Genomic DNA, 26,277 nt, shown 5'->3' with positions numbered 1-26,277 from the left:
GTCGGCTCCCTGGGACCGTTCGCAAGAGCACGAGGGGTGGCGCAGCAGCCGTCCGCGTTCGGAGCGCGGACGCGGGCCCAAGGGTGAATGACTCGTTGGCACTCTGGTTGGCCTTCGCATGCGGTACGCCCGCCCCGTTCGGCGTCCTTGCGCAGCTGGCGCGCCGGGCATCGCACTTCTTGCTTCCTGGCTCACGGCGGTGCAGGGAGTCGATGGCCTTGTCGCGACTTGCGGGGCGGCGGAGCGGCACACGCACACGGCGGCGGGGCCGGCCCTGGGAAAGACAGGCGAACCGGGCTCGCCCCGCATGCGTAGCAGTAGGCGGTGCTGGAGGTCGCGGCTGCTCGCGTGCTGCGGTACAGGCGGGACGCCGGCCCTCAGGTTCCTTACCGCTTGTGGCCGTTCCCGTGTCCGTCGGGGTGCAGGACCACCTTGGTCCAGCCCTCGTCGCGGGCGTCGAAGTGCTCGTAGGCGCTGGGGGCCTCATCCAGGCTGAGTTCGTGGGAGACGACGAAGCTCGGTTTTGCCTTCTCGCCGGCTATCAGATCCCGCAGCGCCCGGTTGTACTTTTTCACCGGCGCCTGCCCGGTGCCCATGTGCTGGCCCTTGAACCACATCATGCCGAAGTCGATCGGGACCTTGCCCTGCGCCTCCAGGTCCCCCTGGGCCTCGGCACCGCCGGGGTCCTGGGGCAGGAACACCCCCACCACGCCGATGTCGCCTGTGAACCTGACCGAGTCGATCAGACCGTTGAGCGTGAGGCTGGCGTCCTCATGTCCCTCGGGGTCGTGTGCCTGGTAGCCGACGCATTCACAGCCGTTGTCGGCGCCCAGCCCGAGGGTGGCCTCCTTGACGACCTCCGCCGGGTTTTGCTCGGCGGTGTTGATCGGGATGGCTCCGATCTCCTCCGCCTTGCGCAGCCGGTCGGGCTGGTGGTCTGCTACCCAGACGCGTCCGGCGCCCTTGAGGAGGGCGGAGTAGGTCGCCATCAGCCCGACCGGGCCGGCCCCGAAGATGATGGTCTGGTCGCCCGGTTTGACGTGGGCCATCTCGGTGGCGTGATAGCCGGTGGGGAAGATGTCGGCGAGCATCACGTAGTCGGTCTGCCGCTCGGCGGCATCCTCGCCCAGACGCAGCGCGTTGAAGTCGCCGTAGGGCACGCGCAGCAGTTCTGCCTGGCCGCCCTGGTAGGGGCCCATGTCGGCGAATCCGTAGGCGGCTCCGGCGAGGGCCGGTTCCGGTTGCATGGTCAGGCAGTAGTTGGTCAGCCCCCGCTCGCACTGCTTGCAGAAGCCGCAGGCGATGTTGAAGGGCAGGACCACATACTCGCCGATCTTGACCTTGCGGACGGCCGGGCCGACCTCCACAACCTGGCCCATGTTCTCGTGCCCCATGGTGCGGCCGGACTCGAACGAGGTGCGGCCCTCGTACATGTGCAGGTCCGAACCGCAGATGTTGGTGGCGGTGATCTTGACGATGATATCGCAGGGGTGTTCGATCTTCGCGTCCGGCACGTCCGTCACTGTGACCGTTCGCGGGCCTTCATATACCGCTGCTCTCATGATCGCTTCTCTCGGCGCTGCGGCATGACCGCAGCACGGCTGCGATGGAGGCGGAGCGCACAGCCTGACTGTTGCATCGGTACGTCGGGTCTGCGGCTCCGGACGCCTCTGCGGGCCGTTCACCCGGTTCAGGCGGAACGGTGGCGCCGCCGCCGGCTCCCCAAGCACCCTCGGCGCTGCGGCGGCGTGCCTTCCGGCTACCCCTCGACCTAAGACGTAAACCAACCACGCCCCGACTGATCAGCGGATCTCCGGACCCGGACGACACCGACCAAGGGCGCACTCGAAGCACCAGGTCGCCTGACCCGGACCGTCTCGCCCCGGCCCACGAGCGTTTGTCAGAGGGCCTGGGACGCCTGGGCGAACCCTTCGAAGCGACACTGGCCGCACCGCCCTCGCGCCACTTCCTTCTGCACCGCTCCACCGAACGATGCGACACCCGCAACGCGTCAGCGACAGCCGGGAGGACAGCGGGCCGTCCATGACGGGAGGGCGCCCTTGGTGCTCGTGTTGTACGGTCGGCTGCCGCTGCCGCTGCCGCTGCCGCTGCCGCTGCCGCTGCCGGGATTGGGCGGTCTGTCCGGCGAGCCGGAATCGCCGCAGGTCGCGTGCGCCCTGCAACGAGGTGCATGCGGCGGCACAGCCGTTCGCCGGCCCACCCGCCGAGTTCGACCGCGACTTGGCGAAGCCAGGTCTTCAGCACGAGCACCTTGGCAGCACATACGGCGACTGGTGGGCCGTGCGCGGTCCAGTCGTCCGATCGCGCGACCTTCACAGCTCGCAAACGGCGGCAAGAACAGTGGGAGCCCCGGACCCACACCGGTGAGCGGCGGGACGGGGACTCCCGTACGGGAAATTACTCTCCCGGTATCCCGATGAGGTGCGGGCCGTTGTCGATCAGCCTGCCCTGCTTGGCGTTGTGGCGTTCTTGCGGTGTGACGCAGAGGGTGTCGCCGTCGAACTTCTCACGCCAGACATACCCGGGCTTGCACGTGTGCGGGCCATAGGCACCGCCGCCGGGCTGACGGTTGGGGTTCTGGTCGTGGGCCACCTGGCGCTCGGCCGGCGTCACGCACTGGGTGTCGCCGTCGAAGCTGTCGCGCCAGACGAAGCCTTGCTGACACGTTTGCGGCCCGTAGGCACCGCCGCCGTGCTGGACGAAGGGGTTGTTGTCATCGGCGACGATGCTGACTGGGGACGATGGCGGGGAATGGATCGCCGCGGACGCCGGTAGCGCTATGGCTCCGGAGATGACGACGGCCGAGGCGATGGGCATCACGAAGCGCGAGATGCGCCGCTGGGGCCGGAGGGTGGCAGCGGGGGTGTGGACGTCGTGGGACATGAGAGCTCCTTGAAGTGTGTGCGTCCAGCGGCCGAGGCTGCTGGGGCGGGTGTACGGGAAGTGGTCACGCGTTGGGATTCGCTGTGCTGTCGCATCCCGAGGTGGCCACACCTCAAGTAGGCCCGATGGCGACACTTCCTGTCAGACCACTGAAAAACGTGGCTTGACACAGCTAAGGGGACACTCTGCGGGTGGCGCCCCGCACTGCTCCCGGTCACTCGACGCCCGGGTCCGGGACCCAGACGGCGGGGCCGCCGCCGCGCACTCGATCGAGTGCGCGTCGTCCAGGTGGACATCGTCGGGGTCGAGGCCGGCCCGCCGCTGCGCCTGACCGGGCGCCGTGGCCCCCACTCCACCCGCTCGACCCATCGTCCGGCGTCCGGCGCCCGGCGCCCGGCGGGCGAGGCCGTCTCGCCGGCCGGATGTACCGATCCACGATGCCGTGGATCGGCAGCTGCTCGCCGACGGCCGTGAGGTACCCCGTCGTCCCGGGTCGGCTTGGAACGGCATTCCGCAGTCGGTGGAGGGCGGTGACCTGTTCCCGCGCCGTGGATGAACGCGGACCCTTCACATGGGCTGGTACAACCGCTCGCGCAGGTGCAGCAGGGCGGTGGTGTCGGCAACAGCGGCCAGGTCGAACAAGAGAGCGTCGATGGCGGCGTCATCGCCACCCCGGACCCCACGCATGATGCGATCGATCACCTCCAGAGCCCGCCTGCGGACCGGCACATCGGACGCTGCGGCATGTTCCCCGGCCCGCCCGTCCGGGTGCCCGGTCTTGCGGTGTCCGGTGTCCTGTCTGCCAGGCCCCCCGAGCGCCGTGCGTCCTGGTGTCAAGAAGCTGGTTCTCGAGGACAACACCAGGTCCGACCCGCCGGACTGATCGTCGGCGAACTCACTCCTTCCGGTAACAGAGACCGATTCACCGTCACGTCTCCGCCTCAGCACGGTTACGTGGAGGCACTCATCGAGCCGGGCCCGGATCGACGGGCCACTGAAGACAGGTGACGGACATGCGAACCGAGGCTGCCAAGCGAGTCGAGCTGGTCTTTTCCCTCTTCGACGCCAATGGCAACGGAGTCATCGACTCCGACGACTTCGACCTGATGACCGGCCGTGTTCTGGAGGCGGCGGTCGCGTCGGACGACGGCGCCAAGGCCGCCATCCGGGCCGCGTTCCGCCGCTACTGGACGACCCTGGCCACGGAACTGGACGCCAACGGCGACGGTGTGATCACCGTCGAGGAGTTCCGTCCGTTCGTGCTCGACCCCGAGCGCTTCGGTCCCACGATCGCCGAGTTCGCCCGGGCGCTCTCCGCCCTCGGCGACCCCGACAAGGACGGCCTGATCGAGCGCCCGCTCTTCGAATCGCTGATGACGGCGATCGGCTTCGAGAAGGCGAACATCCACGCGCTCTTCGACGCCTTCGGCCCGGACGCCGACGACCGCATCACCGTGGCAGCGTGGGCCACCGGCATCGAGGAATACTACGCGCCGGACCTGGCCGGGATCCCGGGCGACCAGCTGGTGGCTGTCGGGGCCGCCTGACACGACCGGCCCGTCAGCGGCTGTCCCGGGACGCCGGCGCTCGCTCGTCATCGAACGCGCCCGCCGTCCCGGGCTCGGGCGGCAGCCGTAGCGAGGCACCCTCGGGCCGGCCAGGGGATGCCGGGCCGGGGGCCGTGTGGGACGTCGTAGTGAGCGCTGCGGACGTCATGATCGGGGCTTGTGCGCGAACACCCACCGGTTTCCCTCCAGGGCGTCGTTCGGCTCGGGCAGCGGGCCGCGTCGGTGCCGGCGGGAGAAGTCGAAGGGCGTGTGCATCGAGGTGGACCAGCCCTTGGCCGTCAGGTCGCCCGCGGAGTCGGGTCGTGGTCCCGTGTCGAAGAGGTGGAGCAGGTCGATGCCGATCTGTTCTCGCGTCGCCGTGTAGATCGCACTGTCCCGATACGCCAGCAGGTCCTTCTCCAGCTTGGCCTCGAAGGCCAGAGCGCTGCCCGCGGTGCTCAGCCTGTCCACCGCGTCGATGAGGTACGTCTCGGCGGGGCCCGGCAGGTAGAAGAGGAGCCCCTCGGCCAGCCAGACGCTCGGCGCGGCCGGGTCGAAGCCGGCGTTGGTCAGCGCGATGACCCAGTCCGCGCGCAGGTCGACCGGTACGGGGACGCGCTCGACCTTCGGGGCAGCCGACAGACCGGTGAGCACCTGTTGCTTGAAGGCCAGCACGCCCGCCCTGTCGATCTCGAAGACCACCACGTCGGACGGCAAGTCCAGCCGGAAGGCCCGAGTGTCCAACCCGGCGCCCAGCAGGACCACTTGGCGGGCTTTCGTGCCGGCCGCCTGGACCAGGAAGTCGTCGAGGACCCTGGTCCGCAGGCCGAAGTAGCGGGCGAAGCGCCCCCACAGCGGGTTGTCGTCCCCGTCCGGGACCTGCTCGATACGTACCGGCCAGTGCGCGCAGGCCGGGGCGGCGTGCACGAAGTGTTCCGCGTAGACGTCCTGGGCCAGGCTGTCGTGGCGGTGGGTCTCGATCGCCCGTGCCGCGGCGACCAGGAGGGCGGTCAGGCCCACACCTCCGTCCACGCCTTCCGTGTCCGTCTGCTGCGGGGCCGTGCCGGGCATGTTTCCTCCGTTGGCGGGAGTGGCGGGTGTGGAGTGTCTGCTTGTCGGACGGGGTGGGTCCGCGTGGTGTCGCAGGCCCGGCTCATCGGTTCGTTCGCTCCGGGAGCAGGACGGGTTTCACCACGCGGCCCGCGTCGCAGTCGCGTTCGGCCGCGTTGATGTCGGCCAGCGGGTAGGTGCGGATCAACTGGTCGAAGGGAAAGCGGCCGGCCTGCCACAGCCCGGTCAACCGGGGTATCAGCACTCCGGGTACGGCGTCCCCTTCGCAGATGTGGCGGATGCCGCGGCCGCGGTCGAGCGTGCCCGGTTCGAGTGAGAGCGCGGTGTGGAGGCGTGCCACCAGGCCGAGGCTGCCGGTGGGGCGCAGGGCCTGGAGCGCGTTGTTGATGAGCTGGGGGGCGGCCGTGGTGTCCAGGGCGTACTGCGCGCCACCGTCGGTCAGCCGTCGGATCCTCTCGGGTAGTCCGGTCGCCCCGGCGGGCAGTGGGATCGCGCCGAACCGTTCGGCCAGGGCGAGCCGTTGGTGGTTCCGGTCGACGGCCACGGTCACTACGCCGGCGGCGGTGGCCGCCATCACCGCGGCCAGGCCCACGGCTCCGGCGCCGAGGACCACCAGGGTGTCGCCGGGACTCGCGCCGAAGGTGTTCAGTACGGCTCCGGCGCCTGTGAGGAAGCCGCAGCCGAGGGGCCCGAGCAGTTCGAGCGGCAGTGCGGGGTCGATCCGGACGGCGTTGCGGGCAGGGACGAGCGCGTACTCGGCGAACGAGGACTGGCCGAACCAACGGGGGGCCAGTGCTTTCCCGGTCGCGTCGGTGAGCCGCGGCAGTTCCTCCTCGCGTCCTCCGAAGAGGTTGAGGGAGGCGAACGAGTCGCAGTAGGCGGGGGCCGCGCCGAGGCAGTTACGGCAGTGTCCGCAGGAGTCGAAGCTCAGCACGACGTGGTCACCCACGTTGATCGCGACGTCAGGGCCGCTGCCCGTCCGCACCACGACCCCGGAGCCCTCGTGCCCGAGGACGGCGGGCAGCGGGCTGCGGCCGGCGGATCGCCGGACCGCGAGGTCGGTCCGGCACATCCCGGAGCCTGCGATCTCGACCAGAATCTCGCCCGCGGCGGGTTCGCTTCGCAGGGTCACCTCCTCGACCGTGAACGGGTTCTCGTACGAGCGCAGTACCGCGGCCCGGAACTTCACGTCATCCCTCCTGCGGGCGGTGGAAGACGAAGGGCCGGAGGTTCCCGTAAAGCCCCCACGGTCCGCCGGCGACGCCGACTCCGCTGTCCTTGATGCCTGCGAAGGGCTGGGCGAGGGACAGTTCGGCATGGTGGTTGATCCAGACCGTGCCGCATTCGAGCTGATCGGCCACTGCCTCGGCCCGGTCGAGATCGGTGCCCCATACGGAGCCGCCGAGTCCGAATTCGGTGCCGTTGGCCGCGTCGACGGCTTCGTCGAGGCTCCGGTAGGGCAGCACCGGCAGAACCGGTCCGAACTGTTCCTCGGTCACCACCACACTGCCGGGCGGGACGTCGGTGAGGATCGTGGGAGCGAAGAAGTATCCCGGCGGGTCCAGCCGGTGGCCGCCGGACGCCGCCCGGGCGCCGTCGGCCAAGGCCTGCCGCGTGAGCTGTTCGACCCGGGCCAGCTGCGGGGCGTTGTTGAGCGGTCCCAGCCGGGTTTCGGGGTCGAGGCCGGGTCCGACGGTGACGCTCTTCGCGCGGTGGGCGAGGGCTTCGACGACCTCGGCGTGGAGCCGGGCCGGGACGTAGACGCGTTTGACCGCCATGCACACCTGCCCGCAGTTACGGAACGCCGCCCAGAACAGCCGGTCCGCGATCCGGTCCACGTCGACGTCGTCCAGCAGGAGGGCGGCGTCGTTGCCGCCCAGCTCCAGGGTGACCCGGGCGAGTGAGGCCGCCGCCGCTGCGGCGACGGCCCGCCCGGTGGGCACCGAACCGGTGAAGGTGACGTGGCGGATCCCCGGGTGGGACGCGAGCCGGGAACCGAGGGGTTCGCGGCCGGTGACGACGGTCAGTACGTCCTGGGGCAGAGCGGCGGCGAGGACGGAGCCGAGGAGCCGGGTGGCGAGCGGAGTGAACGGCGACGGTTTGAGGACCATGGTGTTGCCCGCCGCGAGCGCGGGCGCGAACTTCGCCGCCGCGAGCTGGAGGGGAAAGTTCCACGGCACGATCGCCGCGACGGGTCCGAGGGGGCGCCAGCGGATCTCACTGTGCACGGGTCGGCCGTCGTCGATCCGGCGGGTCCGGGGGGCCAGGTCGGCGAAGTAGCGCAGACGGGCCGCAGTGCGGGCGACCTCCGCGTACGACTCGGCCAGGGGCTTGCCCTGTTCGCGGGTGAGCAACCGGGCGAGGTCGTCGCCGGCCGTCGCCACCGCGTCGGCCGCGCCGCGCAACGCGGAGGTGCGGGCGGCGGGGTCGGCGCGCCAGCCATGCCAGGCTCGCTGGGCACGGGCGACCACGTCGTCCAACTCGCCCGGCTGTTGGTCGGCGACCTCGTCGAAGGTCTCTCCGGTGGCCGGGTCGACGACGGGGAGACGTACGACTCGGCGTCCGGCGGGGACGCTTCCGGCTTCAGGCGTCGGCATGCCCGCGGTCAGTTCACGGCGGGGACGCCGACAGCGTGCTCCCGGGCATGGCGGTCCATCTCCGCCCTGAAGGCTGCCACCAGATGCGGCCGAATCCGCCCGGCGTTGCGGTCGCCGCCCTCGCAGACCGCTCCCCGCACGCCCACGATGTCCGTGCCCATGCGGGTCAGCGGACCGAGGTCGGCTTGCCGGACACTGCCCGCGAGAGCGGCCAGCAGACCGGAGGCGTGGGCCAGCCCTACGAACTCGGCACAGACCTCCGGTGGAACGTGGTCGAACAGCCGCGTCCCGTCCTTGATGGCGGTGTCGAGCATCGCCGCGTCGGCACCGGATCGGGCGGCGATGTCCGGCAGGGCGAGCGGGTTGACGCAGCCGATGCGATGGGCGTCGGCGTAGCCGGAGGCGACGACGAGCGCGTCGGGGCGGTGGTCCTTCACTGCCCGGACGACCCCGCGCATCACCTCGATGCCCTGTTCGGGCGTCGTGCACCCGTAGAGGCCGACCTTGATGTACGTGGCGCCGGAGACGACCGCGCCGAGCGCGGCCTGCGCCACCGTGCCGGGCTTGTACGGGACGTCACCCACGGTCGCGGACACTGGCTTGTCCGCTGGTACCGCGTCGCGGATCTCCCTGATGACCCAGGGGAAGTTGGCGCCGAGCGAGCCCTCGTCGGGCTTCTTGACGTCGACGATGTCGAGGTGCTCCGCAGCCTTCACACAATCGAGGGCTTCCTCGACGCTGTCCGGGGAGATGAGAAGCAACACCATGAGCTCCTTCCGCCGCATGTCCACCTGGCCGACGGACAGGGGTGTGCGGATCGCCTGGTTCATGTGCGGTGCGTTCATCCTTTCCGTCACAGGTGGCAACCGGTAGGGCGCGCAGAGTTCGCATGGGGCGCAAGTGCCACGTGCAGTGCGCCGTGCATACCGGCACGAACTCGTCCTACCAGTGACGTTTCACCTCGGCTGGTCCCTCGCGGGCCTCCGCTCCGGCCGCCTGACGCCGGAGACGGACCTGGTGGTGAACTGCCGCCGCCGCCGGCATCCCGACTTCCCCGGCCCGGTGGCCGGCACGGATATGCGCCCGCAGTTCGAGCGCCACCAGGTTGTTGCCCGGCTCCTGGCGCACGACAAGATCGAAGTACCCCCGGGGCCGACGGTAGCCTCGTCGGTGAGCCGGCTGACCGTGCCACACGCCGGCCTGGCCGGCGGTCTGCGGGGCGCCGGCTCGGCGGGCTCGGTTGCGGTGGAACACCACGGGGTGGCGTACACGGGCCCGGGGGAGGCGTGCGTGTGCAAGTGGCAGGACTGCGGCGGAGTCGTGCCGGTGCGCTGGTGCGCCGTGCCGGGCTGGTCAGGCTCGGGCGCTCTGGTTTGTGCATCCGGCGTGCGCGGTGCGACCGGGCGGACGCTGGTGAGATGCCGTACCCATGTCACGGTTCCCATGCGAATGCGTACCAAGCTGCTCCTCGCCGGTCTCGGCGTTGTCACCGCCGGTGCCGCCTTCGGCGGGATCGTGATGGCGGCCGACCCCACCAACACGGTCAGGGCCCCGTATGCCCAGGACGCGACCTCGGTCGGCCCGAGCGGCAGCATCGTCCAGAAGACCAGCACCATCGCCTCGGTGAGCAAGCCCGAGACCGGCGTGTACTGCGTCGTGCTGGTCTCGGGCATCGACGCCGGCAGGGCCGTTCCGGCCGCCACACCGAGCGCCTCGGCCGACTGGGACAGCGAGGTCCGGGTGTCACGCAACCACAACACGTGCCCCGGCAATTCGATCCGCGTGACCACCGGCACCAACGGCGCAGCTGCCGACCAGGCGTTCTACCTCGTGATCCCGTAACAGTTCGACGCTGGGGGCCCCGCCCGGGATACCGGACGGGACCCTCGTGACGGTTGTGGATGTGCCGTCCTTCGGGGCGGCCTTGTGGACGGCCGGGACGGCGAGCGGACCGGTTTGGGCGATCCCGTGCCCGGATGCGGGGGCGGGTGCGCATCAAGCCTGCGGTTCGCGGTGAGGTGAGACGCAGGAACTTCCGATCATGATTCGAAGAAAGGGAACCGGAAGGCGGTCTACCGGCGGACCGCCGAGATCAGGCCGCCGGGCCGTTCCTCGTGCTGCGGTGGGGTGTTGATCGGGCGGCCGTAGGCGGCGGCGCGCTCGCGCAGGGTGTGGCTGTCGGCCTCCCAGCCGTGCTCGGCCAGCCAGCCCACCGGGTCGTCCGGCATCTCCGAGATCCACATGGACGCCGCCGATCCCGGCGCGGCGTCCGCGCTGAAGCGCTCGATCACGCCGCGCGAGCCCAGTGTCAGCCCCATCCGACTGCCTGCCGCCGACTGCTCGCTGATCCGGGCCAGCAGTAGCTCCACCGCGTCCTCGGGCAGATAGATCAGCAGCCCTTCGGCGATCCAGGCGGTCGGCGCGGCCGGGTCGTGCCCTCCTGCGGCCAGCGCGCCTGGCCAGTCCTCACGCAGATCCACCGCGACGGTGATTCGCTCGCAGCGTGCGACGGCCCGCTCCTGGCGCAGCACCGAAGCCTTGAAGTCCAGCGGGGCGGCGGTGTCGACCTCGAATAGCCGGGTGCCCTCGGGCCAGTCCATACGGAAGGCCCGGCTGTCCATGCCGGCGCCGAGCAGCACGACCTGCCGGACCCCGGACGCGGAGGCCCGCTGCAACAGGTCGTCGAGGAACCTCGTCCTGATGACGATGGAGAACGAGACGGCCAGCCGGCGGCGGCGCGCGGCCTCGTCATCGGGCAGCGGCGGCGACGAGGGCCACAGGCCGCCGGCGGTGGCGAAGGCCTGCGCCAGTGGGTCGCGGAACAGCGCGTTCTCCCGCTCGGTCTCCAGCGCCCGCACCCTGGCCACCCCCACCGCCGTGGCCCACACTCCCGACGGCTGCACCCGCTCCTGCTCATCAGTCACCGCGCCAGCGTAGCGTCCTGGGTTGGGCGGCGGCCCGGGCATGGTGGGTGACGGCGAGGTGGGCAGCTCGTCTCTCACAGAATCGTTTTGTGACTCGCTCGCCCGTTTCGACCGAAAGCAGTTGGGCGAAGCGGCACGTGGCACAGCGGCCGTCGCAGGCACGGAAGCTGTCGTCGCCCACCGGGTCGGTCGCCGTGGTGACCGGCGCAAGGACCGCCGGGGACGACCGTGAATACCGGCGGGACGACCGCCGGGACCGGCGCTGATCAAGGCTTCACCGCCGGCGCAAACCGACCGGACGGCTGTCGTGTGTGCCAGGTGTGTTGTGGGCATCTTGGATCGGCACATGCAGCGCGCGGGTGTACCGCCCAAGAGACGTCATGAACGGCGGGGTCGGCCGCGGCCGACCCCGCCGAGGTGGGGCTCAAGGGTTCTCATGCCGGAGCGGAGTCTTTCCGCGTGCCGGTCCTGGTGTCGCCGGTCGGGGCAGGGCTGAGCCTGAGCGTCACGACGTAAGAGACCACGACCGTGACGATCACCAGGGGCATGACGGTGAGGCCCTGCGTCCCCAGCAGCAGGGTGGCCAGCAGCACCGAGGTCAGCGGGAGTTTGAGCATGGCGACCGACATGGCTCCGATGCCCATCGCGAACGCGGGGGTCAGTTGTAGGCCTGGAAGGTGTGAGAGAGCGATCCCGCCCACCACCCCCAGGAACATCGCGGGGAAGATCGGGCCTCCCCGGAAGGCGCTGAGTGAGACGCAATAGGCCAACCCCTTGCACGCGATGAGCAGCATCAAGCTGCCCACGGTGTAGTCGGTGCTGTGGGCCACTAGGGGGCCGAGGGCGTTCTGCCCCGAGTACAGGACCTCGGTCGCGGCTTTGCCTGAGCCTTGGGCGTAGGCGATGGCGAGCCCTGCGATCGTCAGGCCCATCAGCACGGTGGCGGGGATGCGGTGCCGTTCGACGCGCGGTTGCAGCAGCAGGGCGAGCCATCGGATGCCCGTGCCCGCGAGCGCCGCCGCGAGTCCGATCAACAGTGCCCAGCCGAATTCGGCACCGGTGGGCGCGTTGGCGTGCGGTACGTCCTGAATGGCGAGGGAGTACGTGCCGAGGCCGGTCCAGTTGTCTAGGCCGATGAAGACGAGCGAGCCGATGCCGGCGGCGAGCAGGCCGGGCACCAGCACGATCCCGAGCATCGGCCCGCCGATGCCCGACACCTCCATGAGGAGGAAGGCCCCCGTGATGGGTGACCCGAGCAGGGTGCTGACCGCCGCGAAGCTCCCCGCTGCCCCGACCACGGCGTCGACCCGCGGCGGCAGCTCCGGCTTGAGCAGGCGCACCACCCGGACGGCAACGCCCCCGCCGAGCAGGATGAGCGGCGCCTCGGGTCCGAGGACAGCGCCGAGCCCCAGCGTGGCCACGGCCGCGATGAGAATGCCGGGAAGCTCGAGCGGCTTCGGCGCGCCCGTCATCGACAGCCCCTCGGCCGGCTTGTGGCCGCCCGTCCCGGGAAGGTAGCGGATGGTCGCTCCGACCAGCAGGCCCGCCACCGCGAGCAGCGGCAGCGGCCACCAGGGTGGGGTCCCTTGGAAGCCCAACGTCTTGGGCAGGTCTGTGTACGTCCAGGACTGAAGCGCACCGACCAGCGCCAGGAAGCCGTACGCCCCTGCGGAGATCGGCACCCCGAGCACCGCTGCCATGACCAGAAGACCCACATAGCCGCGGGTCCTGACCTGGGCGAAGGGGTCCGGCGGCGGCGCCACAGGTGCCCCGACGGGACTCTCGGCCGACGGCATGCGCATCAACTCCTCGGCATCGACGTCTGTCCGAAACGCGGTTCACGGGCGTGTTGCTGAGTTGATATCACGCGACACAGCCCGCACGGTGCGGGCTCACCGGCCAACCCAGGCGGTGAAGCGGCACTCATTTCAGGCGGGGCAAAGACCTCGCCCGGCGGTTGGTCCGATTGGTCCTGTGCCGTAGGCGGACCGGCCTCGGCCCGCGAGGTGCGGACTGCCCGAGCCTGTGAAGCCCCACGTCGACAGCGCCTACGATGACGCGTACTGCCGCCCCGATGAGGACCAGGTCCCCGAGCATCTGCTCCATCACCGCATATCCGGCTCCCTCGGTCTGGGGCTGGTCCTGTTCCGCCAATATCCCCATCGACGCGGCTAATACAACGGCGCCACCTGTTCCGCGCCCGCCCGCCGCGGGCGCTGCTGCTGCTGCACCTGGCAACCTGGCGCGGACGTGTACCCGTGAACAGCGGTCGTGCGGCCCGTGCCGACGTACGGTCGAGCAACGGACCGAGCCTTGCGGCCGGGACCGTACACTCTGGCGCCGGCCTCCCGGGTCGGCGCCTCGACGCCATGACCGGACCAGGAGCGGAGCAGCGGATGCTTCTCTACGCCCAGACCCCAGCACAGCGGAACCGCCAGATCCTCGCGGACCTGATCGCCGTGGTCGTGATCGCCGGCGCGGTGTGGTTCGCGCTGGCTGTCCACGACGCGATCATGCTGCTGGCCGAGCCGGGACGAAAGGTGGAGAGCGCAGGTGAAGGCTTCGCCAGCGCTCTCGACGACGCCGGTGCAACAGCCTCGGATGTGCCGCTGGTCGGCGGCCTCCTGAAGAAGCCTTTCCATTCCGCGGCCGATGCCGGCACCGGGCTTGCCGATGCCGGGCAGTCCCTGCAAGACGCCATCAGCCAGCTGGCTACCCTGGTCGCAGTCGTTCTGATCGTCGTTCCCGTGGTTTTCGTACTCTTGGTGTGGCTTCCCCTGCGCTTGCGCTGGATCCGTCGCAGTGCCATCGTTCGCAGCCTTTACGACGGAACCGGAGGCGCCGACCTCCTTGCGCTTCGAGCCCTCACCGGACCGCCGGGCGACCTCCGCGCGATTCCCGCCCCGCCGGGCGGCTTCGCGGACGCCTGGCGCCGCGGCGACCAGCAGGTCGTTGCCGCCTTGGCTGAGGTCGCACTTAGGCGGGCGGGCCTGCGGCCCTGACAGGCGCAACAGTGGCTTGAAGGGTGTTGCAAAAAAGCGGGTGTCGGCGTCGATGACGGCCTGGTGCTGGTGGACTACCGATAGTTCCTCGGCTTCGTGGCGACGGCATGGTCCCGGGTCGGGACCAGGGTGCCGTCCACGATGAGGACGGTGTTCTTGACGCACCGTTCGCGGACTGGAGCGCGAACATCGGCCCGAGGTGATCGATGACGCGGTCAGCCGCCGACTGCCTTTCTGGTTCGCCAGTCGAGGTCAGTGGAAGCCGAGCATGCCGGGGGTGTCGATGCCCATGGCGAGGATGCCTGGCGGGTAGCGGTTCTGGTCGTCGGTCAGGAGGATGGGCATTCCCCCGGCGCCGTGCGGCGCAGTGCGGTGTAGAGGCGTGGCGGGGGTCCATGCCGCCGTACCCGTCGCGGAACATCGTGCCCACGGCCGGTGCGTCGATCTGCCCCAGCGGCTCGAGGTCGGTACACGGGTAGCCGAGAACGGCGGGCGCGCTCCGGTCTGGTCGGCTTCGGCCCGAGCCAGGCACAGTGCGGGCACGAGGAGCCGGTCGCCGCTCGCGGTGATGTTGACCGCGAGGGCGTTGAGCGCCTTGTGTCCGCCCGCCAGGGCGGTGACGGCGCTGGTGTCTACGACCCGCCTCCTGACCGCAGTCGCGTGGACCAACCGAAATCCGGCGGCCCGGCCACCACGCCCCTCACCCGTGAGGGCCGGGGTATGGCAGAAGGGCCCGGTCCTTTTGAGGATCCGGGCCCTTCCGGGTAGTAGCGGGGACAGGATTTGAACCTGCGACCTCTGGGTTATGAGCCCAGCGAGCTACCGAGCTGCTCCACCCCGCGTCGGTGAACCCCACCCTACGGCACCGCGGCACCGCCTCTGACCGGCTCTTGATGGCGATTCCTGAAAACGGCTGTGGCAGATATCTCGTGATGGTCATGGCGGCTGGGCGAGGACGAGGGTCTGCAAGAGAACGAAGGAAGCTCGGCCGTGTGCTGCGCGCGTCAGAGGAGATCTGCTCGTCGTCACCTTGCAGCCCAGTCGTCGCTGGTGCCTCCGCAGTTCAAGCAGCGCCTGTGTTGTCGTTGATCTGGAAGGTGATTACGTCGACTTCGTCGGTTCCCGCCAGATTAGGGTAGTGGCCCTTGAGGCATTCCCTGAGTTCGGTTGCGGTCGTCAGCCCCTCGGCTTGGGCGTCCTGGTCGGTGAGGTCGCTGACCAGGCAGTGCCTGATGCCGGTCACCTCTGCCGGCAGGACGACTTCGGGGTCGCTTGCAAACACCAGCCGTGCCGGCCCGAGTTGGGCCGGGTCCCGGAAGCGGGTGGTCTTGGTCTTGGCGCCGGAGCGGACGTCTTCAAGGTAGCGGGGGTTGAACCGGATGATCGGGGGACCGGCCGTCTCGGGGTCTTGGTAAAGCGATGGGTCGAGACCGTTCATGCCTTCCGGGGTCCATCGCTGAGTCAGCGGCATCAGGTCGGCGGCGAGAACGGACCTGGGCCCCGCGGGCGTGGGCACGATGACTCGCATGGTGGGGTAGTAGTCCACGAAGACCTGCCGATCGCGCCCGCACGGGCCGATGACCCCCCGTCCGTGGTTTCCCACGGCAACGATGCAGCGCATCTGGCGGGCGCCCTGGGCTCGTGCGGCTCCCAGAGCCACGAGTTCGGCGCAGGGTCCGCCGGTGAAGTGGTACAGGTTAACGCCGGCGAACATCCGGTAGTCGGCGGCCATGACCGCGGCGCCCATTGTGTGGATCCCGTCTTCGCCGGGCCCGGCGTCGGTATGCGCGTCTATGGTGCGGCGTGCCAGCTCCACGAGCTCACGCTCGTCATCATCGAGAGCTCGTGCAGATGACGGTACGTACACGTCTTCACCCTTCCCTTTCGTCAACAGTCCGCCGAAGATCATTCCACGCCACGCAGGTGGGTTTCCACGGGATTTCGGCTCGCCTTGACTGGCCCCTATCGCGGTCCCGTGGGCAGGGACGGAACGGCCTGGCTGAGGCTGGTCGTGGTCACGGACGACGATCCCGGGCCGTGATTCTGCCGTGGCTGTAGTGGGCCATTGATGCCGACGGTGAAGACGGCGGCGTGTTCGGCACGTCGGTGTGCCGTTCGCGGCACTGGCGGCGGGCAGGCGCGAGGGCCCCGGCGGTGGGAAGGCGCCAGGGCTGCCACCTGCGGGGCAGGGTGAGGCCGTTCACGACGGCGTCCCAGTCGTTCTGAAGGAAGGCGGCGAAGCCCTGGACCGGTGAGGGCCCGTCCCCCCGCACATGGAGCGGGGGAGCTATGGCTGGCGGACCACGGTGCCGCTTCGGCGGACGCGGACGGTGGTGCGCTGGTAAAGGCGGGTGCCGAGGGTGCGCCACAGGAGGCGGGCGGGGGCGGGGAAATTCGAGGCCCTGACCGCAGTTGCAACTACATCGCCCAGCCGACCTGACGCCGTTCAGGCTGTTCGGTCAGGTGGAACTGCTGTGGTCTGAAGCCCCTCGACGACGTCACCGCGCGACGCTCCGGCCCTGTGCCATCGATGGCACAGGGCCGGACCGCTTTCGACAGGGTCAGGGCGGTCAAGGGGAAGGCGTGGAGGCGCCGACGCCGAGAGCGGCTGCGTAACTCGCGGCCGAGTGTGCGGTCGAGGTCGTCAGGGTGCGGTCGGCGGCACCGACCGTGGGGGCCACCCTGTCGGAGCGGGGCACCCGGCTGCCATCGTGGGCATCCCGACCATCCGCTGTGGCAGCCGCCCAGCCCCGTGCCGGACCGCGCCTGTCGCCCTCTCCGACCGCCCAGGAGGACCGCTTCACCGGGCACACGCCGGCATGTCGAAGTGGTGGATCACGTCCCGGACCGACCATGCGCACACCGTCGCAAGATGTCTTACAAGTGGTGCCACAGAGCCTTGGAGCTGTAGTCGCAGTTTCCCGTCCTCACGCCGCCGACGCCAGAGTAGTCCGCGTAGATACAGCCGTTGTGGAAGTGCACGTTCTCCAGCATGAATCCAGAGCCGTAAGGGATCAATGCCCAGTGCTGGTAGTCGCCGCCGTTGCAGGCATGCGTCGTCGGCGCGTCGTAGTTCGGGTCGTCAAGGCACCCGTGTGCCCCATTCCAGAGCTGGTATACCTGGTATCCGTTCCAGGTCCCTACGTTCGAGAAGCCCCAGGCCTGATAGCTTCCGAGGTTGCATGCCTGATCGGAGACGGACTGGTCCATGTACTTCCCTGAATCAAGGCACAGGCCGTTCCCGTTCTGAATGTTCTGGCCACTCGCGGCCTGGGCCGTGCCGGGCGCGAAGCCGATTGCCATCAGTGCAACGGTCAGGAGAGCCAATTTCTTGGCGTACCGCTTCATCGAGCCCCCTCAGATCGCGATCCGCCCGGTGACGAACCGTCAGGCTACGGATCGTCCCAGCAACTCCCAACCCACCTCAAGATTGGCCGGGCAAAGGAATGCGGTGCCAGACGTTCCGCATGTGACCCGGCCTCTGGGGCTCCCGGGGGAGAGGCCTCGTTGTTCCGCCTGGCCCGGAACGTCGGGGCTGGCGTACTCGTCCGTGAAGTCCGCCCGGTTGACGGCCTCGCGCTGGTACTGGGTCCTTCAGCACCTGCCCGGCCACTGGGCTCCCACAACCGCCGCCCGGGCTATCGACCTGCCCCACGGCCGTACCGCCGGACCAATGTGCGGAGCGGCTGCGGCACCACTCGCTGAGCTGGCCACAGCCCGTGCGCCCCGCCGGTTCGCCGGACCTCGTGCGGGCACGGACCGCCACCACAGCATCGGAGATCTCAACGGAGAACACCTGCACGTCACACAACTTCGGTATCAGGCCGACCAGTGCAACAGAGCCAGCCACAGGCTACCCGTCCTGCGGACCAGCCGACCGCGGCACCGAAGGACCCGCACCCGCCCATGCTGATCGTCTTCAACCACATCGGCGCCCGCGACTCCAACCGCACCGTCCCGCGACTTCAGGAGCTGACCCGGCCGCTGTGGGCAGGCGAGCCGGCCGACGGGTTCAGCGGCTACGACAGGAAGGCCCCGATCATCGCGACCGGCCTGCGCAACCTGCGCGGCCGGGTCTACGGCACGGACCACGACGACCCGAACCCGGGCCCACGGCCCGGCCGGGACTGCGCCGAGTTCGTCGGCGGCCCGCTCGACGTGCTGCTGCTCGACATCACCGGCCGGACGGCAAACGAGAGCCAGACCGGCGCCGCGCTGCTGACCGAAGGCGGCCAGTCCGGCGCCGGCGGCCGGGCCCTGTACGACCCGCACCCCGGCGAGCGGAACCGCTGGGACTGTTCCGGCAACACCCCCTGGCCTGGGCGGCAAGGTCGCCGCCCTGGACATGCCCGTCTACTCCCACGCCGCGTGACGGCACCGGGACGCGGATCAGTACCGTGAAATCGCCCGGCATCGCCCTGCCGCTCTCCGCGCTGGTCATCGACTACAGCGCAGGCAACCTTGCAGTCGTCCAGCCCGGGCGGGGCCTTACCTTCAAAGTCGTTGCGATCCCCTCGCACCTGACCTCCCGCCGGACGCGTGCTGCCCGTGTCCACGAGTGATCCCCATGCAGGCGCATGATCCCTATGCTGACGACATGCTCGACATACCTCTTTCAGCACTGGAAGTCGCGATGGTCCAGACGGACACCCGCGCCGTGGACACGCTGCGGGACACCGCGGCCTTCGCACAGGGACTCGAACGGCTCGGCTACCACCGGCTCTGGTACGCCGAGCACCACCACTCGCCCGCGATCGGCGCGTTCCCGCCGGTCGTGTTGATCGCGCACGCCGCCGCCACGACCTCCGTCATCCGTCTCGGCTCGGGCGGGGTGCTGGCACCCAACCACGCCCCCATCATGCTGGCGGAGCAGTTCGGGACACTGGCCGCCCTGCACGGGGGCCGTATCGACCTGGGCGTCGGCCGCGGCCCCGGAACGTTCGACGAGGCCACCGCGCGGGCGCTGCGCCGCGGCGCCGGACCGACCACCGACGCGGAGTACGGGAGCGACGTGGCCTCGGTCCTCTCCTTCCTGGTGGACGAAGTCGCCCTCGACCCGCTGCCGGAGCCGTGGCTGCTCGCCTCCAGCCCCGCGGGCGCCGCCCTCGCCGCGGCGCTCGGCCTGCCGGTGGCCGTGGCCCACCACATCCGACCCGACAACACCCTTGCGGTACTCGAACGTTACCGGGCGGAGTTCACCCCGTCCCGTTGGTGCGAGCGGCCCCGGGTGCTGCTGTGCGTCGAGGCGGTGTGCGCGGACACCGACGAGGAGGCCGTGCGGCGGACGGGGCCGATGGCCGTCGTCAAGGCCGGGCTCCTCAAGGGGGTGAGCGACATGCCGTTCCCGACCCCCGCGCAAGCCGCCACCCACCCGTTCACGGAGGAAGAGCGAACGGTGCTGGCCCACTTCCGGGCACAGCAGGCCGTCGGGGCCCCGGAGACTGTCGTACGCCGGCTCGACCGACTGGCGCGCGAGACCGGCGCGGACGAGCTGATGCTGACCACGCCCGTCCACGACCTCGGCGACCGCCTGCGCTCCTACGAATTGATCAGGAAGCACTGCGGCTGAGCGAGAAGTACCGAGACGGGCGGGACAATCTCGTACGCTGCGGACGTCGGGGGCAGTCGCGGAAGGGGGCCCGCATGGGCTTGCGAAAAGGCGCCAATGTGCCGGTGGAACACGCCTCGGTGCGGGTGGAGTTGGGATGGCAGGAGCGCCCCGGAACTCCGGACGTCGACGTGTCGGCCCTGTTGCTGACCGCAGCCGGCAAGGTGCGGTCGGACGACGACTTCGTGTTCTACAACCAGCCCGCCCACCGCAGCGGCGCCGTCCGCCACGAGGGCAGGCGACAGGACGGCGCGAGCGTCGTCGAGACGATCAGCGTGACGTTGTCGGCGGTGGAGCAGGACATCTCGACCGTGGTGGTCGCGGCCTCCACCGACGGCACGTTCGGCCGAGTGCCCGGTCTGTTCGTACGCGTACTGGACGCGGAGAGTGGTGCCGAGGCGGCGAGGTTCGACGCCACCGACGCCGACTCCGAGACGGCGTTCCTGCTCGGCGAGCTGTACCGGCGGGGTGGTGCGTGGAAGTTCCGCGCGGTGGGCCAGGGTTACGCCTCCGGCCTGGCCGGGCTGGCCACCGACTTCGGCATCACCGTGGACGAGCCCACCACACCGTCATCCCCGCCGGTACGGCAGCCGCCGCCCGCGCCGGTGCCCCCGGCGCCCGAACCCGTACGGCTGTCGAAGATCACTTTGACGAAGGCCGCCCCCGCGGTGTCGCTGACCAAGCAGGGCGCCACCTCGGGGGCCATGCGGGTCAACCTCACGTGGAGCGCGGCCGAGCCGGGGCGCGGCCGGCTGGGCAGGGGCAAGGACGCCGTCCGGCTGGAGGACGTCGACCTGGACCTCTCCTGTATGTGGGAGCTGCGGAACGGAACGAAGGGCATCGTCCACCCCATCGGCAACCAGTTCGGCTCGTTCGACCGACCGCCGTACGTCCTGCTGGATCAGGACGACCGGACCGGCTGCAGCGAGGACGGCGAGAACCTGATGATCAACCTTGATCACTCCGCCGAGATCGAACGCCTCCTGGTGTTCGTGGTCATCTACGACGGGGCGCCCGACTTCGCGGGACTCCACGGCGTCGCCACGCTGTATCCACCCGCCGGCCCACCGATCGAAGTGCGTCTGGACGAGTGCACCGTTCCCTCACCGGTCGCCGCGATCGCACTGATCGAGAACGTGGGCGGCGAACTGGTCGTACGGAGAGAGGCGAAGTACCTGGTGCTCGCGCCGGGCGTCTTCAAGCAGCAGGCCGCCGACCTCGAATACGGCTGGGGGATGAGCTGGCACTCCGCCACCAAGGACTGACCCCGAGGACCGGCTGATCATCCGGCGAACAGGATGTAGGAGGCCGCCGTGGTCAGGGAGAATCCCGCGAGCTGGACGGGGAGCAGAGCCCAGAAGCGCAGGTCCATACAGATGCCGACGGCAGCGGCGTAAGGACGGATGCCCGGGACGAGCAGCCCGAGGGGCAGGAGGGCCTCGATCGTCATCACCAGGGTCGACATGAGCCTGCCGGCGCGCAGCGCGTGCGGGGATCCGCTGCCCAGAAGGAGGGCGAGGGGCGTGGGGCAGAAGTACTCGCGACGGGGGAGCAGCGGCCGCACGGCCGCTCCCGCCCCCTGGGCCCACCCGGGCTGGATTGGCAGCGGTCCGCACGATCGACGAGGGCCGCCGCTCCCCTCTCGCCGGCCTGGAGCCGGCCGACGGTGTCCGGGAGACGTGCTGCCCGCTGCGGGCGGATCGCGGGGGCGGACCGGGGCCTGGTGGTGGCCCGCCACGACCGTGCGGAGCCGCCGGCATGATGACGTAGGCGGCCCTGGAGCGCGAGCGCCGGGCGAACGGCTGGCTCGGCTTCCTGCCGCGCAACCGCTGATCACCAGGCGGGCAACCCCTTGACCGCGCGATCCGTAAGGGCGCTGCCCCTTGACAGCGAGTCGGCGCAGCACCTCGTGCCCGGCGGAGGGCTCCGTCCCATGCTCAGCCGGGCATGCCGAGGGCGGTGTCCGGACCGCGGTACGGGCACGCTTCCACGCCGTCGGCGAGCATGCGGCGGGCTTGCTCCCGGCCGATGGGCTTTCCCTTGCCCATGCCGCACACGCCCAGGTGAACCCGCAGCACCTGCGGGCCGCCCGGAGTCCGTATCGCCTCCGCCTTCCAATCCGGAGGCGGCGGCAGGGGAAGCCGGCTCTGCTCCTCGGCCAGGGCGGCCTCCAGGGCGGCGATGGTGCGCGCGACCTGGTACTGCTGCCAGGTGAGCCACGCCTGCACGGCCCGCCACCGCTCCAGCCGCTCCTTCGTGCCGCTCATGACGACCGCGCGCCCGGGTCGGAGACGGTGAAGGCGCCGTCGATGTGGCGCACCACCGGTTCCGGCTCCTCACCCACAGCCGCCTCGGCGGCCCGCCGCAGCTCCACCCGCCGGGCAGCGCCGTACCCGTGCGCCCGCCAGAACGGATGCCCGCTGATCTCGGAGAGCCGGATCAGCTCCCGCCGCAGCTCAGCACCGCCCTGCTGCGGCCGGACGGCGAGCAGGTTGTACGTGCGGGTCCACTGCTGCTGGAGGTGGATCAGGTCGTCGGGGAAGGGGAGTGGTGCCATCCACTTAGTGAAACATGTGTTCGAATGCTTGCGCGACGCGCCCGCGAGACCATCTCCGGGGAGGCGAAACGGTTCACTACAGTGCCGTCATGGAGAGGACCCGCCCATGACCACCCCGATGCCGCGCCTTGTGCCCGTTACCTGGTCGGCGGCGGAGCGCCCCACGGCATTCGGAGCATTCCCGCCCGCCACGTGCAGGCCCACACCCGCCGCCACCTGACCGAGGTGGGCATCACCAACCAGTCGGAACGTCCGTTTGCTCCGTCGGGCGGCGGGGCGTCTGTGAGGGCAGCGGGCTACGAGAGCCCCGGCGCCTTGAGGGCTGGGCTACGGCCTGTCGAGCCGCAGGCGCCAGGGCAGTGTCGTCCTGATTCGCGCGGCCCGGCTGAGACACACGGAATCCGGACTTCTCAGGGGGTGTCAGGTCCGAAGGGGCGGGGGTCGCCGCCGATGATGGCCTCGGACAGGGTCGGAGCCTTGGTAGGTGCGGGGAACTGCGTGTAGACGCGGGAGTCGATGTCGAACACCATGCCGCCCCCGCCTCCGACGACGCTCTCGTCCATGCGCAGGGCGCGGATGTCGTGCCGCGGGGACAACAGCCCGGCGGCGACAAAGGGCGTCCCGAAGTGGCCCGCCTCGTCGCCGGAAGCATCACCGAGGCCGACCCCGGGCACCCCTGGACCGGCATGCGGTTCGCCTCCGCGTGGGGCGGCCGCGACGCCTTGGACGTGACTTTGGTCCGCCCGGAGCTGGTCGCCGAGGTCAGCGCCGACACCTCCGTCGACCACGTCTCCCGCCGTGAGGTCCAGGCGTAGGCGTTTGAAGCGGACCGGGTGCCGGTAGGCCGATGTATCCCGCCTCATAGATGACCAGGGGCGAATCGAATTCATCGCCCGTTCCTTGTCCGGCGGCCTCATCTGCGGCGTCACCGCCGAGGATTTCCCGACCGAAATCGCTGTCGCAGGTCTGTTGAGCGAGTGGAACGGTGACCGCCACGTCGCCGTCGACATTCCACCTGAGGCGAAGCCTTCGACGTTGTTCGACATCATGCAACGCGAGGTGTCCGAAGGCCGGGCATTCTGGAAGTGGGCTGACGCCATGCCGTTCTCCACCCAAAGCTGAGCGACATGACCCCCACTCACTGGCAAGGCCCTGGACGCGATGAGCCGGGACTTCCACCAGCACAGGGCCCTGGCCAAGGATGCTCTCAACAACGCGCGCCGATACGACATCGCGATCACCGGCCGCCGGCTTGGCGAATCGACGCTCCGCGTAGTGCGGGATCGGTTCGGTGAGGTCACGAACGACATCGACCTGACAGAAGGGGGATGAGCCCGACGCCTTGGACGAAGTCCGGCACCATCTACAGCCGCTCCGTTACCCACCCGCAGCCTGGACGACCAGAGGCTGACCACCTCGGTGATAGCGAGCCCGTGCCCGCCCGTCAGACCCGAGCACGTCCCGACGCCTCGGCATCTGACCACGACGCCTCCGAGATCCCCGAGTCAAGCTCAGACACCGCAGAATTCGGCGTCGGCGAGCCGCTGTTCGTGGATGTTCCAGTCGCCGTTGAAGTTCAGCGACAGCACGTGATCTCCGTCTGCCGTCGCCATGGTCTGCGAGATGGATCCCTGAATGCCGCCGTTGTGCCCCCATATCTCGGTACCACACGACAACGTCATCCTCATCAGTCCCAGGCCGTAGGAGAAGGTCGGCATGTTCTTGATCGAGACGGTCGTCATCATCTCCTTCAGCTGAGGCTCCTCCAGGAGCCGACCGGAGAACAGGGCCCGGTAGAACCGATTGAGGTCTTGGTTGTTGGAGATCATCTCTCCGGCGGCGCCCGCGAAGGAGGGGTTGAGTTCGGTGACGTCGTGGATCGCGCTGTTCGGCTCTCCCGGCCCGGCGAGCTCCCCGGTCAGCTTCGAGTAGGCGCGTCCACTGGGTCCGGGGACGCGGGCGCGGGTGCCCGGCAGACTCGTGGAGTCCAGGTGCAGGGGGCGCAGGATGCGCTGCTCGATCTCGTGGGCGTAGGAGTGGCCGGTAGCCTTCTGGATCACCATGGAAGCGATGACGTAGTTGGTGTCGGAGTAGCTCCAGTCGTCGCCGGGGGCAAAGGCCGGCCGGTGTGTCATGGCGAGCCGGACGATCTGGCGGGGCGTCCAGGTGTCGTAGCGGTGCTTGAGGAAGTCGGTGCCGAACTCCTTGCGCTTGAAGTCCTCGTCGTCGGTGTAGCTGTAGATGCCGCTGGTGTGGTTGAGGATCTGCCGTAGCCTGATCTTGCTGCCGTCGTGCCCGTTGCCCTGCACCAGGCCCGGCAGCCAGTGGTCCACCGTGTCGTCCAGGCTGAGCTTCCGCTCCTCCTCCAACTGGAGCATCACCGTGGCCACGAACGTCTTGGTGATCGAGCCGACCCGGAAGCGGTCATCGGCCCGCGGCGTGCGGCCGGTTGCCAGATCCGCAGTGCCCGCATGTCCAGCCCAGATGTCGTGCCCCTGCTCGGCGAGCACGATGCCTCCGGGCGCCCCGTCCTGGACGACCGAGTCCAGTGCCGCCCGCGTGGCCGCATGCCCGCCTCGTGCCGCCGAAGCGTCCGCAGTGCCGGCAGCCGACGCCGGCAGGGCGAGACCGGCGCTCATCACGACCGTGGCAACCGCCCCGACGACAGCGACCCGCAGCCTGCGCTCCCCGCGGCTGCGGCCACCCCTCGTGGACGCACGTGACCCATTGGCTGCGTGTCCGTGCTCGTACACGAATACTCCTGTCGCTGATAGGTGACGACCTGATCTGGACCCAGTATTTCGATCAAGGTCCGGGCCCGGGATAACGCCAACCACCTGTTTGAAGGTGGGGTTACCCCCCGTCAGCTGGGTGGACGACGGGAGTTCAGAGACAGGGGCTGAACTTGTCTTTTAACCTCTGAGACTGTCGCGCTCGATGACGCTCTCGGGTCGTCTGGTCGTCTTCCCGACGTCATAGCGGGGCGCGGGGCGGCGATTCTTGGAGCCAAGCGGCCTTCCAGGTACGGGTGTTGATGGTTTCGGTGCACGGGCCGGACAGGCCAGGTTTGGGCGGAGGTTCCGAAACCCTCGGCGGACACGGGCCGGTGAGTCGTGCGGGCTCGGCCGTCTCTCCCAGGGCCGACGGAGATCCGCCGCGGCTTCGCGGGGGAGCCGGAGTTGGGTGTGGGCGGCGATCACGAGCCACGTCCAGCGGTCGCCGGCCTCGGGGGTGCGGAGCTTCGGACGGGTCCATCCGAAGGTCTGCTTCATCAGCCGGAAGGTGTGCTCCAGGTCGAATCTCCTCAGGAACGCCAGCCAGCGCACATCGATGCCCTCGCCGGTCAGGCCGGTGGCAGAGGACCACAACCAGACAGGCAGTGGGTCCCCGCCACCGGGCAGGCGGTCGACCTGGAGGCGGATCAAGGTGCCCTCGATGATGGGAAGTTCACCGGTGCGGTCGATCCAGGCGGAGCGAGTGGTCAGCCGGGGGTGGATGCGGTCCCAGGCCATCGCTCGGGCGGTGCCGTACCGGTCGGTGACCTGTGTCGTTGCAGCCTCGGGCTCGCCCCAGGTCTCCAGCTTGGCGAAGCGGAACTCCTTGCCGTGTTTCGGCGGCCGTCCGCCCTGCGGCGGGGAGATCCAGGGCACCGGGACCGGCTTGCGCATCACCCGGTCCGTGCGCATTCGTCCAAGGACCTCCACCGGCAGCCCGGCCAGGAGGTGCGCCATGCGCGGGGCGTCGTAGCCGGCGTCGATCGAGGCTTTGCTGCGCTTGACCTGCGTACACGACCCCCAGGGCCTGACCTGGGAGTACGAGTACGACGCGGCAGGGCGGCTGATCTCAGACGCCGACTTCGAGGGGGTACTCCTACGACCCGAACGGGCGGCTGAGCTCATGCGTGAACGGGCTCGGTGAGGAGATCACGTACGAGCGCGACGTACTCGGCCGGATCATGCGCAAAAACTCCCCCACGGGTACGGCTACCTTCGAATGGGACATCTTCGACACGGCATCGTCGAACGGGGCTCCTCGCACCCTACTTGCAAGCCCGCCCGCTTCCTCAA

At 69.7% G+C, this 26,277-nt stretch carries 24 protein-coding genes, 1 tRNA gene and 3 pseudogenes; 10 read left to right on the top strand and 18 right to left on the bottom strand.

Going from position 1 to position 26,277, the window contains the following annotated elements:
- Positions 1–386: 386 nt before the first annotated feature.
- Positions 387–1,562 (bottom strand): glutathione-independent formaldehyde dehydrogenase, encoded by a 1,176-nt coding sequence (locus ACFVXJ_RS25565; RefSeq protein WP_389665054.1) that lies wholly within the window; start codon positions 1,560–1,562, stop codon positions 387–389.
- An 856-nt stretch (positions 1,563–2,418) separates the two neighbouring features.
- Complete coding sequence (locus tag ACFVXJ_RS25560) at positions 2,419–2,904, bottom strand: hypothetical protein (protein ID WP_389665052.1); 486 nt, start codon at positions 2,902–2,904, stop codon at positions 2,419–2,421.
- Between the two features lie 1,013 nt (positions 2,905–3,917).
- On the opposite strand from ACFVXJ_RS25560, the gene ACFVXJ_RS25555 reads away from it, so the two are divergent.
- Positions 3,918–4,451 carry an EF-hand domain-containing protein gene (locus tag ACFVXJ_RS25555; RefSeq protein WP_389665050.1) on the top strand — a complete coding sequence of 178 codons (534 nt, stop codon included), beginning with the start codon at positions 3,918–3,920 and terminating at the stop codon, positions 4,449–4,451.
- Positions 4,452–4,616: 165 nt separating this feature from the next.
- Here the strand turns inward: ACFVXJ_RS25555 and ACFVXJ_RS25550 are convergent, their stop codons facing one another.
- From ACFVXJ_RS25550 to ACFVXJ_RS25535, 4 genes are all read right to left on the bottom strand, one after another.
- Positions 4,617–5,522 carry a class I SAM-dependent methyltransferase gene (locus tag ACFVXJ_RS25550; protein ID WP_389665048.1) on the bottom strand — a complete coding sequence of 302 codons (906 nt, stop codon included), beginning with the start codon at positions 5,520–5,522 and terminating at the stop codon, positions 4,617–4,619.
- Positions 5,523–5,604: 82 nt separating this feature from the next.
- Positions 5,605–6,711, bottom strand: a complete 1,107-nt coding sequence (locus tag ACFVXJ_RS25545) for an NAD(P)-dependent alcohol dehydrogenase (protein ID WP_389665046.1) — start codon at positions 6,709–6,711, stop codon at positions 5,605–5,607.
- Between the two features lies 1 nt (position 6,712).
- Complete coding sequence (locus ACFVXJ_RS25540; RefSeq protein ID WP_389665044.1) at positions 6,713–8,119, bottom strand: aldehyde dehydrogenase family protein; 1,407 nt, start codon at positions 8,117–8,119, stop codon at positions 6,713–6,715.
- Between the two features lie 8 nt (positions 8,120–8,127).
- Entirely contained in the window at positions 8,128–8,883 is a 756-nt protein-coding gene (locus ACFVXJ_RS25535; protein ID WP_389665211.1) for a (5-formylfuran-3-yl)methyl phosphate synthase, read from the bottom strand.
- Between the two features lie 253 nt (positions 8,884–9,136).
- Between ACFVXJ_RS25535 and ACFVXJ_RS25530 the strand changes: the two genes are divergently transcribed.
- A complete protein-coding gene (locus ACFVXJ_RS25530) occupies positions 9,137–9,961 on the top strand; it encodes a hypothetical protein (RefSeq protein WP_389665043.1) in 825 nt (274 codons plus the stop codon).
- A gap of 230 nt (positions 9,962–10,191) precedes the next feature.
- Here ACFVXJ_RS25530 and ACFVXJ_RS25525 read toward each other — a convergent pair whose 3' ends face one another.
- The gene (locus ACFVXJ_RS25525; RefSeq protein WP_389665209.1) at positions 10,192–11,007 is read right to left on the bottom strand and encodes a class I SAM-dependent methyltransferase; all 816 of its coding nucleotides are present in this window, start codon (positions 11,005–11,007) and stop codon (positions 10,192–10,194) included.
- 470 nt (positions 11,008–11,477) lie between these two features.
- The gene (locus tag ACFVXJ_RS25520; RefSeq protein WP_389665041.1) at positions 11,478–12,839 is read right to left on the bottom strand and encodes a chloride channel protein; all 1,362 of its coding nucleotides are present in this window, start codon (positions 12,837–12,839) and stop codon (positions 11,478–11,480) included.
- 600 nt (positions 12,840–13,439) lie between these two features.
- Here ACFVXJ_RS25520 and ACFVXJ_RS25515 point away from each other — a divergent pair.
- Positions 13,440–14,045 (top strand): hypothetical protein, encoded by a 606-nt coding sequence (locus tag ACFVXJ_RS25515; protein WP_389665040.1) that lies wholly within the window; start codon positions 13,440–13,442, stop codon positions 14,043–14,045.
- A gap of 9 nt (positions 14,046–14,054) precedes the next feature.
- Here ACFVXJ_RS25515 and ACFVXJ_RS25510 read toward each other — a convergent pair.
- From ACFVXJ_RS25510 to ACFVXJ_RS25495, 4 genes and pseudogenes are all read right to left on the bottom strand, one after another.
- Positions 14,055–14,274: pseudogene (locus ACFVXJ_RS25510) on the bottom strand (IS5/IS1182 family transposase); the annotation flags it as partial.
- Positions 14,275–14,813: 539 nt separating this feature from the next.
- Positions 14,814–14,887 (bottom strand) — tRNA-Met (locus ACFVXJ_RS25505).
- Between the two features lie 221 nt (positions 14,888–15,108).
- Entirely contained in the window at positions 15,109–15,861 is a 753-nt protein-coding gene (locus ACFVXJ_RS25500; protein ID WP_389665038.1) for an ASCH domain-containing protein, read from the bottom strand.
- A gap of 1,061 nt (positions 15,862–16,922) precedes the next feature.
- Positions 16,923–17,393, bottom strand: coding sequence for a hypothetical protein (locus ACFVXJ_RS25495; protein WP_389665037.1), 471 nt, complete (start codon positions 17,391–17,393; stop codon positions 16,923–16,925).
- A 714-nt stretch (positions 17,394–18,107) separates the two neighbouring features.
- Here ACFVXJ_RS25495 and ACFVXJ_RS25490 point away from each other — a divergent pair.
- The 3 genes and pseudogenes from ACFVXJ_RS25490 to ACFVXJ_RS25480 all read left to right on the top strand — a co-directional run.
- Positions 18,108–18,359, top strand: a pseudogene (locus tag ACFVXJ_RS25490) (hypothetical protein); the annotation flags it as partial.
- Between the two features lie 283 nt (positions 18,360–18,642).
- Entirely contained in the window at positions 18,643–19,614 is a 972-nt protein-coding gene (locus ACFVXJ_RS25485) for an MsnO8 family LLM class oxidoreductase (RefSeq protein WP_389665035.1), read from the top strand.
- Positions 19,615–19,688: 74 nt separating this feature from the next.
- Positions 19,689–20,918, top strand: coding sequence for a TerD family protein (locus ACFVXJ_RS25480; RefSeq protein ID WP_389665033.1), 1,230 nt, complete (start codon positions 19,689–19,691; stop codon positions 20,916–20,918).
- Between the two features lie 17 nt (positions 20,919–20,935).
- On the opposite strand, the gene ACFVXJ_RS25475 is transcribed toward ACFVXJ_RS25480, so the two are convergent.
- The 4 genes from ACFVXJ_RS25475 to ACFVXJ_RS25460 form a co-directional block, all read right to left on the bottom strand.
- Positions 20,936–21,217 (bottom strand): hypothetical protein, encoded by a 282-nt coding sequence (locus ACFVXJ_RS25475; RefSeq protein WP_389665031.1) that lies wholly within the window; start codon positions 21,215–21,217, stop codon positions 20,936–20,938.
- Between the two features lie 373 nt (positions 21,218–21,590).
- Entirely contained in the window at positions 21,591–21,920 is a 330-nt protein-coding gene (locus tag ACFVXJ_RS25470) for a DUF6233 domain-containing protein (protein ID WP_389665029.1), read from the bottom strand.
- Positions 21,917–22,210, bottom strand: coding sequence for a hypothetical protein (locus ACFVXJ_RS25465; protein WP_389665027.1), 294 nt, complete (start codon positions 22,208–22,210; stop codon positions 21,917–21,919). Before ACFVXJ_RS25465 ends, ACFVXJ_RS25470 begins: the two co-directional genes overlap by 4 nt.
- Positions 22,211–22,620: 410 nt before the next feature.
- Positions 22,621–22,806 carry a hypothetical protein gene (locus ACFVXJ_RS25460; protein WP_389665026.1) on the bottom strand — a complete coding sequence of 62 codons (186 nt, stop codon included), beginning with the start codon at positions 22,804–22,806 and terminating at the stop codon, positions 22,621–22,623.
- Between the two features lie 30 nt (positions 22,807–22,836).
- Between ACFVXJ_RS25460 and ACFVXJ_RS25455 the strand changes: the two genes are divergently transcribed.
- The 3 genes from ACFVXJ_RS25455 (at position 22,837) to ACFVXJ_RS25445 (ending at position 23,542) form a co-directional block, all read left to right on the top strand.
- Complete coding sequence (locus ACFVXJ_RS25455; RefSeq protein ID WP_389665024.1) at positions 22,837–23,025, top strand: hypothetical protein; 189 nt, start codon at positions 22,837–22,839, stop codon at positions 23,023–23,025.
- Between the two features lie 85 nt (positions 23,026–23,110).
- The gene (locus ACFVXJ_RS25450) at positions 23,111–23,332 is read left to right on the top strand and encodes a hypothetical protein (protein ID WP_389665022.1); all 222 of its coding nucleotides are present in this window, start codon (positions 23,111–23,113) and stop codon (positions 23,330–23,332) included.
- Positions 23,333–23,371: 39 nt separating this feature from the next.
- Complete coding sequence (locus ACFVXJ_RS25445) at positions 23,372–23,542, top strand: hypothetical protein (RefSeq protein WP_389665021.1); 171 nt, start codon at positions 23,372–23,374, stop codon at positions 23,540–23,542.
- A gap of 179 nt (positions 23,543–23,721) precedes the next feature.
- Here the strand turns inward: ACFVXJ_RS25445 and ACFVXJ_RS25440 are convergent, their stop codons facing one another.
- Both ACFVXJ_RS25440 and ACFVXJ_RS25435 read right to left on the bottom strand, forming a co-directional pair.
- Positions 23,722–24,849 carry a serine hydrolase domain-containing protein gene (locus ACFVXJ_RS25440; RefSeq protein WP_389665019.1) on the bottom strand — a complete coding sequence of 376 codons (1,128 nt, stop codon included), beginning with the start codon at positions 24,847–24,849 and terminating at the stop codon, positions 23,722–23,724.
- Between the two features lie 273 nt (positions 24,850–25,122).
- Positions 25,123–25,965, bottom strand: a pseudogene (locus ACFVXJ_RS25435) (transposase); the annotation flags it as partial.
- Positions 25,966–25,975: 10 nt separating this feature from the next.
- Between ACFVXJ_RS25435 and ACFVXJ_RS25430 the strand changes: the two are divergent.
- The gene (locus ACFVXJ_RS25430; protein ID WP_389665017.1) at positions 25,976–26,128 is read left to right on the top strand and encodes an RHS repeat domain-containing protein; all 153 of its coding nucleotides are present in this window, start codon (positions 25,976–25,978) and stop codon (positions 26,126–26,128) included.
- Positions 26,129–26,277: the final 149 nt, after the last annotated feature.

The sequence above is a fragment of the Streptomyces sp. NPDC058279 genome, assembly GCF_042881255.1.
In the GTDB taxonomy this organism is placed as follows: domain Bacteria; phylum Actinomycetota; class Actinomycetes; order Streptomycetales; family Streptomycetaceae; genus Streptomyces.
Note: the sequence above shows the minus strand (reverse complement) of the source record. Positions and strands in the feature narration are given on the sequence as shown.

Excerpts from the sequence above, each read along its gene's own strand:
- ACFVXJ_RS25440 (WP_389665019.1), bottom strand. The coding sequence starts at position 24,849 with ATGAGCGCCGGTCTCGCCCTGCCGGCGTCGGCTGCCGGCACTGCGGAC.
- ACFVXJ_RS25565 (WP_389665054.1), bottom strand. The coding sequence starts at position 1,562 with ATGAGAGCAGCGGTATATGAAGGCCCGCGAACGGTCACAGTGACGGAC.
- ACFVXJ_RS25520 (WP_389665041.1), bottom strand. The coding sequence starts at position 12,839 with ATGCCGTCGGCCGAGAGTCCCGTCGGGGCACCTGTGGCGCCGCCGCCG.
- ACFVXJ_RS25555 (WP_389665050.1), top strand. The coding sequence starts at position 3,918 with ATGCGAACCGAGGCTGCCAAGCGAGTCGAGCTGGTCTTTTCCCTCTTC.
- ACFVXJ_RS25480 (WP_389665033.1), top strand. The coding sequence starts at position 19,689 with ATGGGCTTGCGAAAAGGCGCCAATGTGCCGGTGGAACACGCCTCGGTG.
- ACFVXJ_RS25485 (WP_389665035.1), top strand. The coding sequence starts at position 18,643 with ATGCTCGACATACCTCTTTCAGCACTGGAAGTCGCGATGGTCCAGACG.
- ACFVXJ_RS25465 (WP_389665027.1), bottom strand. The coding sequence starts at position 22,210 with ATGGCACCACTCCCCTTCCCCGACGACCTGATCCACCTCCAGCAGCAG.
- ACFVXJ_RS25495 (WP_389665037.1), bottom strand. The coding sequence starts at position 17,393 with ATGAAGCGGTACGCCAAGAAATTGGCTCTCCTGACCGTTGCACTGATG.
- ACFVXJ_RS25470 (WP_389665029.1), bottom strand. The coding sequence starts at position 21,920 with ATGAGCGGCACGAAGGAGCGGCTGGAGCGGTGGCGGGCCGTGCAGGCG.
- ACFVXJ_RS25550 (WP_389665048.1), bottom strand. The coding sequence starts at position 5,522 with ATGCCCGGCACGGCCCCGCAGCAGACGGACACGGAAGGCGTGGACGGA.
- ACFVXJ_RS25560 (WP_389665052.1), bottom strand. The coding sequence starts at position 2,904 with ATGTCCCACGACGTCCACACCCCCGCTGCCACCCTCCGGCCCCAGCGG.
- ACFVXJ_RS25540 (WP_389665044.1), bottom strand. The coding sequence starts at position 8,119 with ATGCCGACGCCTGAAGCCGGAAGCGTCCCCGCCGGACGCCGAGTCGTA.
- ACFVXJ_RS25515 (WP_389665040.1), top strand. The coding sequence starts at position 13,440 with ATGCTTCTCTACGCCCAGACCCCAGCACAGCGGAACCGCCAGATCCTC.
- ACFVXJ_RS25445 (WP_389665021.1), top strand. The coding sequence starts at position 23,372 with ATGAGCCGGGACTTCCACCAGCACAGGGCCCTGGCCAAGGATGCTCTC.